Origin of the sequence: Bradyrhizobium ottawaense, assembly GCF_002278135.3 — a bacterium.
GTDB classification, from domain to species: domain Bacteria; phylum Pseudomonadota; class Alphaproteobacteria; order Rhizobiales; family Xanthobacteraceae; genus Bradyrhizobium; species Bradyrhizobium ottawaense.
This window is the reverse complement of record NZ_CP029425.2, coordinates 5,519,590-5,532,533: the sequence shown is the minus strand read 5'-3', so window position 1 is coordinate 5,532,533 and position 12,944 is coordinate 5,519,590. Positions and strand designations below refer to the sequence as shown.

Annotated in this window: 12 protein-coding genes; 6 read left to right on the top strand and 6 right to left on the bottom strand. The window is 65.4% G+C overall.

Annotation, left to right across the window (positions count from 1 at the left end):
- Nucleotide 1: 1 nt before the first annotated feature.
- The 6 genes from CIT37_RS26470 to CIT37_RS26445 are packed head-to-tail and all read right to left on the bottom strand — an operon-like array spanning nucleotide 2 to nucleotide 6,049.
- Nucleotides 2-1,396, bottom strand: coding sequence for an FAD-linked oxidase C-terminal domain-containing protein (locus CIT37_RS26470; RefSeq protein WP_038947952.1), 1,395 nt, complete (start codon nucleotides 1,394-1,396; stop codon nucleotides 2-4).
- A 58-nt stretch (nucleotides 1,397-1,454) separates the two neighbouring features.
- Nucleotides 1,455-2,339 (bottom strand): intradiol ring-cleavage dioxygenase, encoded by an 885-nt coding sequence (locus CIT37_RS26465; RefSeq protein ID WP_095426526.1) that lies wholly within the window; start codon nucleotides 2,337-2,339, stop codon nucleotides 1,455-1,457.
- An 18-nt stretch (nucleotides 2,340-2,357) separates the two neighbouring features.
- Entirely contained in the window at nucleotides 2,358-3,260 is a 903-nt protein-coding gene (locus CIT37_RS26460) for an NAD(P)-dependent oxidoreductase (protein ID WP_095426527.1), read from the bottom strand.
- A 20-nt stretch (nucleotides 3,261-3,280) separates the two neighbouring features.
- The gene (locus CIT37_RS26455; protein WP_095426528.1) at nucleotides 3,281-4,645 is read right to left on the bottom strand and encodes an amidohydrolase family protein; all 1,365 of its coding nucleotides are present in this window, start codon (nucleotides 4,643-4,645) and stop codon (nucleotides 3,281-3,283) included.
- Nucleotides 4,646-4,649: 4 nt separating this feature from the next.
- Nucleotides 4,650-5,729 (bottom strand): maleylacetate reductase, encoded by a 1,080-nt coding sequence (locus CIT37_RS26450; RefSeq protein ID WP_038947955.1) that lies wholly within the window; start codon nucleotides 5,727-5,729, stop codon nucleotides 4,650-4,652.
- Nucleotides 5,726-6,049 carry a Dabb family protein gene (locus tag CIT37_RS26445; protein WP_038947956.1) on the bottom strand — a complete coding sequence of 108 codons (324 nt, stop codon included), beginning with the start codon at nucleotides 6,047-6,049 and terminating at the stop codon, nucleotides 5,726-5,728. The genes CIT37_RS26450 and CIT37_RS26445 overlap by 4 nt, the downstream gene beginning before the upstream one ends.
- A gap of 107 nt (nucleotides 6,050-6,156) precedes the next feature.
- Here CIT37_RS26445 and CIT37_RS26440 point away from each other — a divergent pair, with 107 nt between their 5' ends.
- The 6 genes from CIT37_RS26440 to CIT37_RS26415 all read left to right on the top strand — a co-directional run bounded on the left by CIT37_RS26440 (nucleotide 6,157) and on the right by CIT37_RS26415 (nucleotide 12,917).
- Nucleotides 6,157-7,080 carry a LysR family transcriptional regulator gene (locus CIT37_RS26440; protein ID WP_038947957.1) on the top strand — a complete coding sequence of 308 codons (924 nt, stop codon included), beginning with the start codon at nucleotides 6,157-6,159 and terminating at the stop codon, nucleotides 7,078-7,080.
- Between the two features lie 12 nt (nucleotides 7,081-7,092).
- Entirely contained in the window at nucleotides 7,093-8,538 is a 1,446-nt protein-coding gene (xylB, locus tag CIT37_RS26435; RefSeq protein WP_095426529.1) for a xylulokinase, read from the top strand.
- 130 nt (nucleotides 8,539-8,668) lie between these two features.
- On the top strand, nucleotides 8,669-10,192 hold the full coding sequence (locus tag CIT37_RS26430) for a sugar ABC transporter ATP-binding protein (protein WP_028142491.1): 1,524 nt from the start codon (nucleotides 8,669-8,671) through the stop codon (nucleotides 10,190-10,192).
- On the top strand, nucleotides 10,185-11,225 hold the full coding sequence (locus tag CIT37_RS26425; RefSeq protein WP_028142492.1) for an ABC transporter permease subunit: 1,041 nt from the start codon (nucleotides 10,185-10,187) through the stop codon (nucleotides 11,223-11,225). Before CIT37_RS26430 ends, CIT37_RS26425 begins: the two co-directional genes overlap by 8 nt.
- 87 nt (nucleotides 11,226-11,312) lie before the next feature.
- Nucleotides 11,313-12,260: an ABC transporter substrate-binding protein gene (locus tag CIT37_RS26420; protein WP_028142493.1), complete on the top strand. Its 948-nt coding sequence runs from the start codon at nucleotides 11,313-11,315 to the stop codon at nucleotides 12,258-12,260.
- A gap of 189 nt (nucleotides 12,261-12,449) precedes the next feature.
- Nucleotides 12,450-12,917 carry a MarR family winged helix-turn-helix transcriptional regulator gene (locus tag CIT37_RS26415; RefSeq protein WP_370126384.1) on the top strand — a complete coding sequence of 156 codons (468 nt, stop codon included), beginning with the start codon at nucleotides 12,450-12,452 and terminating at the stop codon, nucleotides 12,915-12,917.
- The last annotated feature ends 27 nt before the right edge of the window (nucleotides 12,918-12,944 follow it).

Sequence of the window (12,944 nt, the reverse complement as noted above, 5' to 3'; positions counted from 1 at the left end):
CTCATGCCTTGGCTCCGCTCGCAAAGATCTTTCCGGGGTTCATCAGATCATTCGGATCGAGTGCGGCCTTGATGGATCGCATCACATCGACGGCTTCGCCAAGCTCGTCGGTGAGATAGTCGATCTTGCCGAGCCCGATGCCATGCTCGCCGGTACAGGTGCCGTCCATGGCGATGGCGCGGGCGACCATGCGGGCCTGAAGCGCCTTAGCGCCTTCGGCCTCCTCGGGCTGAGCCGGGTCGATCAGGATCAGCATGTGGAAATTGCCGTCGCCGACATGGCCAACGATCGGCGCGGTAAAGCCGTGCTCGTCAGCGTCGCGCCGCGTCTCGGTCAGGCATTCCGCCAGCCGCGAGATCGGCACGCAGACATCGGTGATCACGGCGCGTGCGCCGGGCCGGAGGCCGAGGCCGGCATAGAGCGTGTTGTCGCGGGCGTGCCAGAGCCGGCTGCGGTCTTCCTGTGCCTTGGCCCAGGCAAAGCCATGGCCGCCATGGTCGGCGGCGATCGCCTGCGCGGCCTCGGCCTGCTCGTCGACCGAGGTCTCGGATCCGTGAAATTCGAAGAACAGGGTGGGCGCTTCGCGGTAACCGAGCTTGGCATAGGCATTGATGCCGCGCATCATGACGTCGTCGAGCAGCTCGATGCGCGCCACGGGGATCGCGGACTGGATCACGGAGATCGCGGTATCGACGGCGTCGTGCAGGGTGTCGAAGCTGCAGACCGCGGCCGAGATCGCCTGTGGGACGGGATGCACCTTCAGCGTGATCTCGGTGATGATTCCGAGCGTGCCCTCCGCGCCGACGAACAGGCGCGTCAGGTCGTAGCCGGCTGCCGACTTCCGCGCACGCTTCGCGGTCCGGATCACCCGGCCGTCGGCCAGCACCACCTCCAGCGCCATGACATTGTCCTTCATCGTGCCGTAGCGCACCGCCATGGTGCCGGAGGCGCGCGTCGAGGTCATGCCGCCAATCGAGGCGTCGGCGCCGGGGTCGATCGGGAAGAACAGGCCGGTGTTGCGCAGCTCTGCATTGAGCTGCTTGCGGGTAATGCCGGGCTGCACCACGACATCCATGTCGCTGTCGTGCACGCTGAGCACCCTGTTCATGCGGGCTAAGTCGAAGCAGACGCCGCCCGCGACCGAGGCCGCATTGCCTTCGAGCGAGGTGCCGGCGCCGTACGGGACGATCGGCATGCCCGCGCTCGCGCACAGCTTGACGATCTCCGCGACCTCCTGCGTGGTCTCAGGGAAGACGACGATGTCCGGCGGCAAATTGCGATAATGCGACTCGCTCTGCCCGTGCTGATCGAGCACGCCGCGCGCAACGCTCGCGCGCGGGCCGATCATGCCCGTGAGGCGCTCGGCCAAGATGCTCGTGCTGACCCGCGGTCCCATCCTCAGCTCCCGTCTGCCCCCTGTTGCCGGACTCTTGCTGGTCCGTCGCCGCTCTAGCTTAAGCGGCTCTTGCGTTGCTCGCGACCTGCTTTAGGCCGAAATCATAGTTGAGATGGAAATACTCGCTGTCCACCATGCGACCATCCGGCGCACGGCCGGCCGGATGCCTGGTGAATTCGCGGATCAGGCTGTCTTTGACGCCGAACACCACGTCCGAGTCGAGATACTGGTCGCCGGCAACGAACACATGTGTGACGAGCTGCTCGAAGCCGGGCGCGGAAATCATGAAATGCACATGCGCGGGGCGCCAGGGATGGCGGCCCTGCGCCTCCAGCATCTCGCCGACCGGGCCGTCATGCGGAACGGGATAGGCGGCCGGCTTGATCGACCAGAAATGGAATCTGCCATCGGCGTCGGTGTGGAAGCGCGCGCGCATCGCGAGATCGCCAATGGCATCGAGCTGCTGCACGTCGTAATAACCATCATCGTCGGAGTGCCAGACGTCGACGACGGCACCCACGAGCGGCTTGCCGTCGACGGTCGCCACCGAGCCGGTGACCAGCATCGGATCGCCCTCCATCGGACCGGAGATATCCGCGCCGCTGTCCTTTTCCGGTGCGGCCTGGACGAAGAACGGGCCGAGCACCGTGGTTTCGGTCGCGCCCTCTGGCACCGGATGGTTGATCGCGTCGACCAGCATGGAGACGCCGAGCGTGTCCGACAACAGGATGAACTCCTGGCGCTTGTCGTCGCACATGTGGCCGGTGCGGGTCAGGAAATCGATGCCGAATTCCCATTCCTTCTGGGTCGGCCGCACCTCGCGGACGAAGGCATGAAGGTGGCGCACCAGCGCTTCGCTGACCTGCTTGATGCGCGGATCGGTTGCGTCCTTGATCCGCTCCAGCACGGCGTCGGTGATCGTGTTCTCGTTGAAATTGCGCATATGTGTGCCTTCCGCCGATCAGAGTTTGGGCTCGCCGAGCCCGGACAGCCGTTCCAGGTGCTTGACCGTCGCGATGAAGTCGGTGTCGCCGTCGCCTTGCGCGACCAGCGAGCCGTAGGTCTCGCGCACCTGGGCCGCGAGCTGCAACGGCACGCCGACGGCATGGCCGGCACCCAGGATCAGGTCGAGATCCTTGGCCATCTGCTTGCAGGAGAAGGTCGACTCGAAATCGCGGGTTCGTAGCGGCGCGGTCTTGTATTTCACCATCGGCGAGGCCACCGCGCTGTCGTCGAGCACCTTCAAGATATCCTGCCAGGCGATGCCGCCCTTGCGCGCCAGCGCCAGGCTCTCGGCCATCATCGCGGCCGACACCGCGATCATCAGATTGACCGAGAGCTTTGCGTAGCGGGCTTCCTCAGCTGGTCCAAGATAGGTCTGTGCGCGGGTGAAGGCGGCGAACAGCGGCTTTGCGTTTTCGAAGGCGTCATTCGGCCCCGAGACGAAGCAGGTCAAGGCGCCGGTATGAACGATGCTGGCATTGCCGGAGACCGGTGCGCGCAGATAGGCAATCCCGCGGGCCTGTGCCGCGGCCGCGACTTCAGTAGAAGCCTCGACACTGACAGTGCTGGTTTCGATCAAAATGGCGCCCGGCGCCATCGCGGCGATGACGCCGGTGGGGCCGAGCAGGGCGCCGCGCAACGCGACGTCGTCGGGCAGGGAGGTGACGACAGCCGCCTTGCCGCTCACGGCCTCGGCCGGCGATGCGGCAATCGCAATACCTTGCGCGCGTGCCTCGTTGATCCGCGCCGCGCTCTGGTCGAACGCGGTGACGGCAAAACCGGCCTTGGCGACGAGCGCCGACATCGGCAGCCCCATCTTGCCGATTCCGATGAAAGCGATGTTTTTCGAGGTATCTGTCATTGTTGTTGTCCGTTGGTGCCTCAGGCGGCGCGTCCCTGTCGTTCGATGTCCTGCACCAGCCGCCGGCCGGATTGCGCCAGCAGCTCTTTCTTGGTCTCCAACCCCTCAGCCAGCAGTCGGCCGTTCCGCTTCTTCCAGGCGCCGCCGATCATGACGGCCTCGATATTGGCGAGGCTCGTCTGCATCACGACTGTGGCGACGGGATCATGCACCGGGACGAGGTTGAGATCGGAGACGTTGATGATGACGAGATCGGCGAGCTTGCCTGGCGTCAGCGAGCCGATCTGGCGCTCGCGGCCGAGCATGCGGGCGCCTTCCGTCGTGATCCAGCGCAGCGCCTCGCGCACGGGGATCGTGGTCGTCGCGGGGATGGTGCCGCGGGTCTTGCGGGACTCCGCATTGTCGAGCGACCGCTGCATCGAGAGCGCAATGCGCGCGGCGGAGAACAGGTCGCCGGCCAGGATGGATTCGAGGTCAATGCCGATGGTCGGCCGCACGCCACGCCTGAGCAACCGTCCGGTGATCGGAAAGCCATGGCCCTGGATCATCTCGTTCTCGGGCGTCACCGAGAAGGAGACGCCGAGATCGACCATCATGTCGAGGAGATTGTCGGGCAAATCGTTGCCATGGACGATGTTGATGTCGGTGCCGACGAGGCCGGCTTCGATCAACTTCTCCCAGCCGCCGGGCGTCTTGGCCGGACCGCCGCCCTGATGCATCGATGCAATCAGCTTGAGCTCGCGCGCCATGCGGAAATCATGCATGGCGACCTCGAGCGTCGAATAATGCGGGCCGAGGATCGCCAGGCCCAGCGTGACCAGGCCGTCGCGGTCGGCGAGGGGACCCGTGAGCAGCCGCTCGACCTCGCGGCGCGGATGCGGCACTTCCGAGAAATGCGGCTCGCCGGGCTTTGGCTCCGGCTTTGGCGAGCCATGGAAGAACGCGGCACGAATGCCGCTCTCGATCAGGCCGCGCACGGCAGCGTCGGTATGATCAGGTGTCGGATTGTTGTGACACCAGTCGACGAGTGTTGTCGTGCCGCAGTTGATCTGGTTCAGCGCGCCGACCAGCGTCGCGATATGGATGTCGTCGGGCCGGAACACGGTGGCCAGCCCGGCATGCATGCGGCGGAAATATTCCAGCAGTGTCCAGTTCGCGGCATAGCCGCGCAGGCCCGTCTGCCAGGTGTGCATATGCGCGTTGATCAGGCCGGGGATGACGATGCGACCCTTTCCGTCGATGATCTCCGTATCGGTCGCGACATCGATCGATGGTCGCACCTCGACGATCCGGTTGCCCTCGACCAGCACGTCGCCGGTGCCGAGGTCGCCGATCGCGTCATCCATGCTGATGACGGTCGCGGATCTGATCAGCGTGCGTCGCATGATCTCACGCCGCCGTTTTGACAGCGCCCGGCGGCTCGCCGGCCCAGGCGCGTGCGATCAGATCGCGAATGGCGCCGCGCTCGAGCGGGCGCGGATTCCAGTAGGCGTTGGTGACGGCAAGATCAGCCGCCTTGTCGATGCCGCCCTCGGGCATGCCGATATCGCGCAGCGCCGTCTTCGCACCCAGCCGCTTCGCAAGTTCGAAAAGTCCCTGCGATGCATCGGCAGCGCCAATCGCGCGCGAGATGCGCATCATGGCGTCGGGCACCGCCGGCGCATTGTAGGCCAGCGCATGCGGCAGCACGATGGTGTGGGTCTCGGCATGCGGCAGGTCGAAGGTTCCGCCGAGCGTGTGGCAGAGCTTGTGATGCAGCGCCATGCCGACGGTGCCCAGACAAACACCGCACAGCCAGGCGCCGTAAAGCGCTTCTGTGCGGGCCTCACGGTCGTCGCTCTTGGCGGCGATGGCGGGCAGGGCGCGGGCCAGTGCGCGGATGCCTTCTTCCGCCATCAGCGACGTCACGGGATTGGTGTCGCGCGCGTAAAGCGCTTCCACCGCGTGGGCGATCGCGTTGATGCCTGATGTCGCGGCGAGACCCGCCGGCAGCGTCAAAGTGAGATCGACATCGTAGATCACGGTCTCCGGCAGGATAGCCGCATCGCGCACGGTGGTCTTCAGGCCGTTCTCGGTCTGGCCGACGATCGGCGTCATCTCCGAGCCTGCATAGGTGGTGGGAATGCAGAGCTGGTTGACGCCGGTTCGCAGCGCCAGCGCCTTGCCGAGGCCGGTGGTCGAGCCGCCGCCGAGCGAGACGACGCAATCGGCCTCGCACGCCTTCATTGCCGCGAGCGCACGCTCCGTGACCTCGACCGGCGTGTGCATGGTGGCGCCGGGAAAGATGCCGGCATAGAGCGGGCCGAGCGCCGCCCCAAGGCTCTTGCCCTGCGCCTCCTGCTGCGGCGTCGTCAGCACAAGCGCGCGCTTGCCGCCGAGCCGTTCCACCTCGGCCTTGGCGGAGCCAAGCGTTCCGCTACCGAAGACGACGCGGCAGGGCAGGTTTTCAAAGGTGAACGAACCGATCATGCGCCGGTCTCTTTGATGGGATAATCGACCTGGAAGCGCCCGATCCGCAAGTCGCCAAGCGCCTCGCGCACGCGTAGATGTTCGGGATGGTTGGCATAGGCCGAGAGCGCGGCCTGGTCGGTAAATTCCGAGAACAGCACCACGTCGCAGGCGTAGTCGACCGCACTGACGTCCATGCCGACTTCGATATGGGTGAGGCCATCGATCCTACCCTTGAGGCCCTCGAACAGGGTCTTGACCTTGACCCGGGCGGCGGAGCGCTCCTCGGGGCTTTCCCCGCGCAACCGCCACATCACGATGTGCCTGATCGGGCCCGACATTTCCTGATTTCCTCGCCTGCGATTATGTCTCGTTGTGGCTATTTTGCCTTGCAGAAAACGGAAATAAAGGCCAAAATTTGTAAGTCTCTTTTCCTCATTTAGCAAAAATGGACCGGCTGCTCCAACTCGAAGTCTTCTCCAAAACCGCCGAACTCGGCAGCCTGTCCAAGGCCGCCGAAATCCTGCGGATGTCGAACGCGGCCGCCAGCCGCCACCTCAGCGCGCTGGAGGAACGGCTCGCAGTCCGGCTGATCGAACGCAACACGCGCCGGCTATGGCTGACGGAGGCAGGGCAGGAGCTTCTGCAGCGCTGCAGCACGTTGTTGAACGAGCTCGCCGAAGCCGAGGATGCCGTCTCCGACCGCGCGCTGTCGCCGAAGGGCATGCTGCGCGTGACGAGTTCGCTGTCCTTTGCGATGATCTATCTCGCGCCGATGCTGCCCGCCTTCCGCGCGCTGTATCCTGATCTCAGCGTGCAGATCATCAGCGCAAACCGCTACCTGGACTTCATCGAGGCCGGCATCGACGTGGCGATCCGCACGCGCGAGCACGAGCCGGATTCCAACATCATCGTCCGCCGCATCGGCCAGATGCACCGCGTGCTCGCGGCGGCGCCGTCATATCTGGAGAAGCACGGCCGGCCGGAGCACCCCGCCGATCTCGCCCGCCACAACATGCTGATCTACAATCTCGCCAACGATCCCTATTCGCTGCGGCTCAGCCAGGGCAGCACGACGCAGACGGTGCGGATCGCGCCGACGCTCGACAGCAATGATGGCCAGATCATCTGCGGTGCGGCACGCGCGGGGCTCGGCATCCTGATCCAGCCGCTTTACATCGTGCAGAGCGATATCGCGGCCGGCCGGCTGGTGCCTGTCCTGACGGGCTGGGAGTTGCCGCTGCTCACCATGAACATCGCCTATCAAAACCGCGTCCGGCTGCCTGCCAAGATCAGGGTGTTTTCCGACTTCCTGGTCAGCCACATCCGCGAGCATTCCGAGCCGGGGATCTGGATCGACGCGGCGAAGTGAGCGGAAGCAGTCATGTATCTCGGCATCGATCTCGGCACCTCCGCAGTCAAGACCGTTCTCGTCGACGGCGCCCAGCGCGTGATTGCAAGCGAGAGCCGGCCGCTGATGATCACCTCGACGCAATCGGGTTATTACGAGCAGGACCCCGCGCAATGGATCGAGGCGACCTTCGCCACGCTCGATGCCCTGAAGACGTCGCATGGAAAAGAGCTGGCGACGGTCGAGGGCATTGGGCTGTCCGGCCAGATGCATGGCGCCACGCTGCTCGATGCGAGCTCGAGGCCGCTGCGGCCTTGCATCCTGTGGAACGACGGACGCGCTGCCGCCGAGTGTCGCGTCCTGGAGCAGCGCTGGCCTGCCTTGCGTGCCGTGACGGGCAATAAGGCGATGCCAGGCTTTACCGCGCCGAAACTGCTCTGGGTCGCGACGCACGAACCTGAAGTCTTTGCAGCGACGAAATTGGTGCTGCTGCCAAAGGCCTATCTGCGCCTGGTGATGTCAGGCGAGGCCGTCGAGGACGTGTCGGATGCGTCGGGATCCCTATGGCTCGACGTCGCGCGCCGGGACTGGTCGGACGAGGCCTTGGCCGCGACCGGCCTGTCGCGCGATCACATGCCGCGGCTGGTCGAGGGATGCGCGGCAGCAGCAACATTGCGCAGCGACCTCGCGCAGCGCTGGGGCATGGTGAGGCAGCCGGTGATCGCGGGCGGCGCTGGCGACAATCCGGCGGGCGCCGTCGGCATCGGTGCGATCCAGCCGGGAACCGCGTTCGTATCTTTGGGAACCTCGGGTGCCCTGCTGGCGCCGACCAGCACAATCGCTGCGAACCCGGACTGTGCGGTGCATACCTTCTGCCACGCCATTCCCGGCATGTGGATTCAGGCTGGCGCGATGCTGTCGGCCGCCTCCTGCCTCGCCTGGGCCGCGCGCCTGTTCGGCGTCAGCGAGGCCGAGTTGCTGGCGCCGCTTGGATCGCATCCACAGGCGCCGTCGCCGGTGAGCTTCCTGCCTTATCTCGCGGGTGAGCGGACCCCGCACGACGATCCCGTCGTGCGCGGCATGCTCGATGGTTTGAGCCATGGCACCGATCGCGCGGCGATCGTGCAGGCGGTGCTCGAGGGCGTTGCCTTCGCGCTAGCCGATTGCCGCGACGCGCTCGCCGATGCTGGCATTGTGATTACGGAAGCCGATGCCATTGGCGGTGGTTCACGGTCCGGCTTCTGGCTCTCGGTGCTGGCGAACGTGCTGAATATTCCGATCCACCGCTTCGCCGGAGGTGAGACCGGCGCAGCGTTCGGTGCGGCGAGATTGGGGCGACTTGCTGTCACCGGTGAGGCGATCGCCACCGTTTGCACCCGGCCGCAGCGCATCGAGACGTACAAACCTGACACCGGGCTGACTGATGCTTATGCCGAGCGGCTTCCCGCCTGGCGCGAACTGTATCGGCCGCGCCACTAGCATCGCCTCGATGCTACATTCCCGTCTGTTCGGTATTGCCCTGTGCCGCGGCCTTTTGTTTAATGCGCAAGCCGCGCTGACAGAATGATTGAGACGCGGGTGGGAAACGCATTGTGCGCCGGGAGGCACGATGAACGATCCGATCCTCGAGATGCGCGGGGTCTCAAAGTCCTTCTTCGGCATCAAGGCGCTGCGCGCCGTCGATCTCACTGTCTATGCCGGTGAAATTCATGCCCTGATGGGTGAGAACGGCGCCGGCAAGTCGACGCTGATGAAGATCCTGTCCGGCGCCTATCGGCCGGATCCCGGCGGCGAGATCCGCATCGAAGGACAGCCGGTACGGATCGAAGGTCCGCTCGGCGGCCGCGCGGCAGGCATCTCCATCATCTATCAGGAGCTGTCGCTCGCGCCCAATCTCAGCGTTGCCGAGAATATCTATCTGGGGCGAGAGATATCGCGGACAGGCTTGCTGGCGCGCGGCGCCATGCGCGAGGGCGTCGGTCCCATCCTGAAGCGGCTCGGTGCGGACTTCCTGCCGTCGACGCTGGTGGCGCATCTGTCCATGGGGCAGCGGCAACTGGTCGAGATCGCGCGTGCGCTGCACGCGAGATCAAGGATCCTGATCATGGACGAGCCGACCACGGCGCTGTCGGCCGGCGAGAGCGCACGGCTGTTCGCGCTGATCCGCCAGCTTCGCGCCGAGGGCCTCGCCATCATCTACATCTCGCATCGCATGGACGAGGTCTACGCGCTCGGCGACCGCGTCACCGTGCTGCGCGACGGCCGGCTGGTCGGCTCGCTCGACAAGCCCGAGATCCGTGCGGACACCATCGTGCGGCTGATGGTCGGGCGCGACGTCTCATCGTTCTACAAGAAGGACCATGATCCGGAGGCGGGACGCGGCCATCCCGTGCTCGCCGCGATCGACATGGCCGATGGCCTGCGCGTCAAGGGCTGCTCGCTGACCGTGCACGCGGGTGAGGTGGTCGGTCTCGCCGGCCTGATCGGCGCCGGGCGTACCGAGCTTGCGCATCTCATCATCGGCGCGTTGCCAAAAACCTCCGGCCGGCTCGAGCTGGAGGGACGGCCGGTCGAGATCCGCACGCCGGGTGAGGCGCTTGAGGCCGGCATCGCCTATCTGACGGAGGACCGCAAGGCGCTCGGCCTGTTTCTCGACATGTCATGTCTGGACAACATCAACCTCGCGGTCCTCAGCCGCGATGCGAAGCTCGGCTGGTTCCTGGATCGCGATAAGGCACGCGAGCGCGCCGATCGGGCCTTCGCAGGGCTCAGCATCCGCGCCGCCAATGTCGGCGTTCCCGCCGGCGGCCTGTCCGGCGGCAATCAGCAGAAGCTGCTGTTGTCGCGGCTTCTTGCCATTGCGCCTAAGGTGCTGATCCTCGACGAGCCGACACGCGGCGTCGACGTCGGCGCCAAATCCGAGATCTATTCGATCATCGACAATCTTGCCAAAGCCGGCACCGCGATCCTCGTCATCTCGTCCGACCTGCCCGAGATCATCGGTATCTGTGACCGCGTCGTCGTGATGCGGTCGGGACTGGTTGCAGGCGAGGTCCGGCGAACCGAGACGGCGCCGTTGAACCAGGAAGACATCATGGCGCTTGCCACGGGGATGGAGCATCTCGATGCCTGACAATGGTGCCTCGCAGGCCAAGCCCGCACCGGCGACGACCAACGGTGCTGCCGCAGAGTCAAAGCGCCAGCGGGTGAGGGTGCTGATCAGCGCGCTCGGTATGTTGCCGGTGCTCCTGATCCTCTGCATCGGCTTCCACTTCCTGTCCGAGGGCCGCTTCTTCACCGGACAAAATCTCGGCATCGTGCTGCAGCAGGCCGCGGTGAACACCGTGCTCGCCGCGGGCATGACCTTCGTCATCCTCACCGGCGGCATCGACCTTTCGGTCGGCTCGATCCTGGCGGCTTCCGCCATGGCCGGGTTGACGCTCTCCAAGATGCCGGAGCTCGGGATGCTTTGGCTGCCGGCCGCGCTGCTCACCGGCCTTGGCTTCGGTGTCGTCAACGGCGCGCTGATCGCGCTGCTCCGATTGCCGCCCTTCATCGTCACGCTCGGCTCGCTCACTGCGGTACGCGGCCTGGCGCGACTGCTCGGGGCCGATACCACCGTGTTCAATCCGTCCATTCCCTATGCCTTCATCGGCAACGGCTCGCTGACCCTCATCCCCGGCGTCGCGTCGATCCCGTGGCTCTCGGTGATCGCCTTGCTCGTCATCCTCGTCTCGTGGCTGGTGCTGCGCCGGACCGTACTCGGCGTGCACATCTATGCGGTGGGCGGCAATGAAAGCGCGGCGCGGCTTGCCGGCATCAAGGTCTGGGGCGTGCTGATCTTCGTCTACGGCGTCTCCGGGCTTTTCGCCGGGCTCGGCGGCGCCATGCAGGCGGCGCGGCTCTATGCGGCCAACGGCCTGCAGCTCGGCCAGTCCTACGAACTCGACGCGATCACCGCCGTGATCCTCGGCGGCACCTCCTTCGTCGGCGGCATCGGCTCGATCTGGGGCACGCTGGTCGGCGCGTTGATCATCGCCGTGCTGTCGAACGGCCTGATCCTCGTCGGCGTCTCCGACATCTGGCAATATGTCATCAAGGGCCTGGTGATCATCGGCGCCGTGGCGCTCGATCGCTACCGGCTGCAGGGCTCCGCCAGAACTTGAAGGGCTCTGCCAGAACGTGAATGCGAGGTTCCGTTGCGGCAACTGGTCTGCCGCGCCGGGGACGAAGACAGACCAGGGAGGAAGTCCATGTTGAAGACGATCATGCTCGCCGGCGCCGCGACGGCGCTTGCCCTCAGCGCCGCGCCATCCTTCGCCAAGGAGCTCAAGTCGATCGGGGTCTCGCTGGGATCGATGGGCAATCCGTTCTTCGTCGCGCTGTCGAAGGGCGCCGAGTTCGAGGCGAAGAAGACCAATCCCAATGTGAAGATCACCGCCGTCGGCTTCGAATACGACCTCGGCAAGCAGGTCACCCAGATCGACAATTTCATTGCCGCTGGTGTCGACCTGATCTTGCTCAACCCCGGCGATCCCAAGGCAATCGGGCCGGCGATCAAGAAGGCGCAGGCGGCAGGCATCGTCGTCGTCGCGGTCGACACCGCGGCCGAAGGCGCCGACGCCACCGTGACCACGAACAACGTGCAGGCCGGTGAGATCTCCTGCCAGTACATCGTCGACAAGCTGGGCGGCAAGGGCGACGTCATCATCGAGAATGGGCCGCAGGTCTCCGCCGTGATCGACCGCGTCGTCGGCTGCAAGAACGTCTTCTCGAAGAATGCCGGCATCAAGGTGTTGTCCAACGACCAGGACGGCAAAGGCTCGCGCGAAGGCGGCCTCACCGTCGCGCAGGGTTATCTGACGCGCTTCCCCAAGATCGACGCCATCTTCGCCATCAACGACCCGCAGGCGATCGGCACCGACCTTGCGGCGCGCCAGCAGAACCGCAGCGGAATCGTCATCACCGCGGTCGACGGCGCGCCCGATATCGAGGCCGCGCTGAAGGATCCGCAGTCGCCGCAGATCCAGGCCTCGGCTTCGCAGGACCCGTTCTTCATGGCGCGGCGGGCTGTGCAGGTGGGCGTCGGCATTCTCAATGGCCAGAAGCCGGCCTCGACCGTCGAGCTGCTGCCGTCCAAGCTGGTGACCAGAGACAATGTCGCCGAGTACAAGGGCTGGACCTCGGATCGTTCCCAGTAAGATGCCGTCCCTTACCGGCAGCGCTTGAAACGGGGGATGGCGGGCGGCGTTTTGAAACCACGCCGCCCGTGGTGCGATAGCCGCCAATGCACGTGCTGATCTGCCGTATGAGCGCGCGGCCTGCCTCATGTGTTAGCCTCGCGCAATCTCGATCAGTCCGAATCGGAAGCAGTTCTCGTGAAATCCAGGATATCCGGCGCCACATCCGGCACCGCGTGGCGGCATGCCAATATCGGTCGCCTGCTCAACAACGCCGTGCGGCGCTTCGAAGGCCGCGTGCTCGAATTGATGAGCGAGAAGGGGCACGACGAGACGCGCATCGCGCATGTCAGCCTGACCCGCAATCTCGACGTCGAGGGAACGAGGCTCACCGAGCTCGCCCGCCGCGCCTCCATGAGCAAGCAGGCGATGGGCGAGCTGGTCGATCAATGCGCCGAGCTCGGCCTCGTCAATCGTATCGCCGATCCGACCGACCGGCGCGCGCGCATCGTCATGTTCACGCCCGCCGGGCGCAAATGGCTGGATGCGTTCCGCGATGCCGTGGACATCGCCGAGCAGGAGATGCGCGCCGAGCTCGGCAAGGCCACGATGGACGCGATCCTGAAGGGACTGGCGGTCTATGGCGAGAGGTTCGACACGCTCGAGGATGTCGATTAGTCAGGCGACTTGACGATATCGTCAGGC

Excerpts from the sequence above, each read along its gene's own strand:
- CIT37_RS26470 (WP_038947952.1), bottom strand. The coding sequence starts at position 1,396 with ATGGGACCGCGGGTCAGCACGAGCATCTTGGCCGAGCGCCTCACGGGC.
- CIT37_RS26465 (WP_095426526.1), bottom strand. The coding sequence starts at position 2,339 with ATGCGCAATTTCAACGAGAACACGATCACCGACGCCGTGCTGGAGCGG.
- CIT37_RS26460 (WP_095426527.1), bottom strand. The coding sequence starts at position 3,260 with ATGACAGATACCTCGAAAAACATCGCTTTCATCGGAATCGGCAAGATG.
- CIT37_RS26455 (WP_095426528.1), bottom strand. The coding sequence starts at position 4,645 with ATGCGACGCACGCTGATCAGATCCGCGACCGTCATCAGCATGGATGAC.
- CIT37_RS26450 (WP_038947955.1), bottom strand. The coding sequence starts at position 5,729 with ATGATCGGTTCGTTCACCTTTGAAAACCTGCCCTGCCGCGTCGTCTTC.
- CIT37_RS26445 (WP_038947956.1), bottom strand. The coding sequence starts at position 6,049 with ATGTCGGGCCCGATCAGGCACATCGTGATGTGGCGGTTGCGCGGGGAA.
- CIT37_RS26440 (WP_038947957.1), top strand. The coding sequence starts at position 6,157 with ATGGACCGGCTGCTCCAACTCGAAGTCTTCTCCAAAACCGCCGAACTC.
- xylB (WP_095426529.1), top strand. The coding sequence starts at position 7,093 with ATGTATCTCGGCATCGATCTCGGCACCTCCGCAGTCAAGACCGTTCTC.
- CIT37_RS26430 (WP_028142491.1), top strand. The coding sequence starts at position 8,669 with ATGAACGATCCGATCCTCGAGATGCGCGGGGTCTCAAAGTCCTTCTTC.
- CIT37_RS26425 (WP_028142492.1), top strand. The coding sequence starts at position 10,185 with ATGCCTGACAATGGTGCCTCGCAGGCCAAGCCCGCACCGGCGACGACC.
- CIT37_RS26420 (WP_028142493.1), top strand. The coding sequence starts at position 11,313 with ATGTTGAAGACGATCATGCTCGCCGGCGCCGCGACGGCGCTTGCCCTC.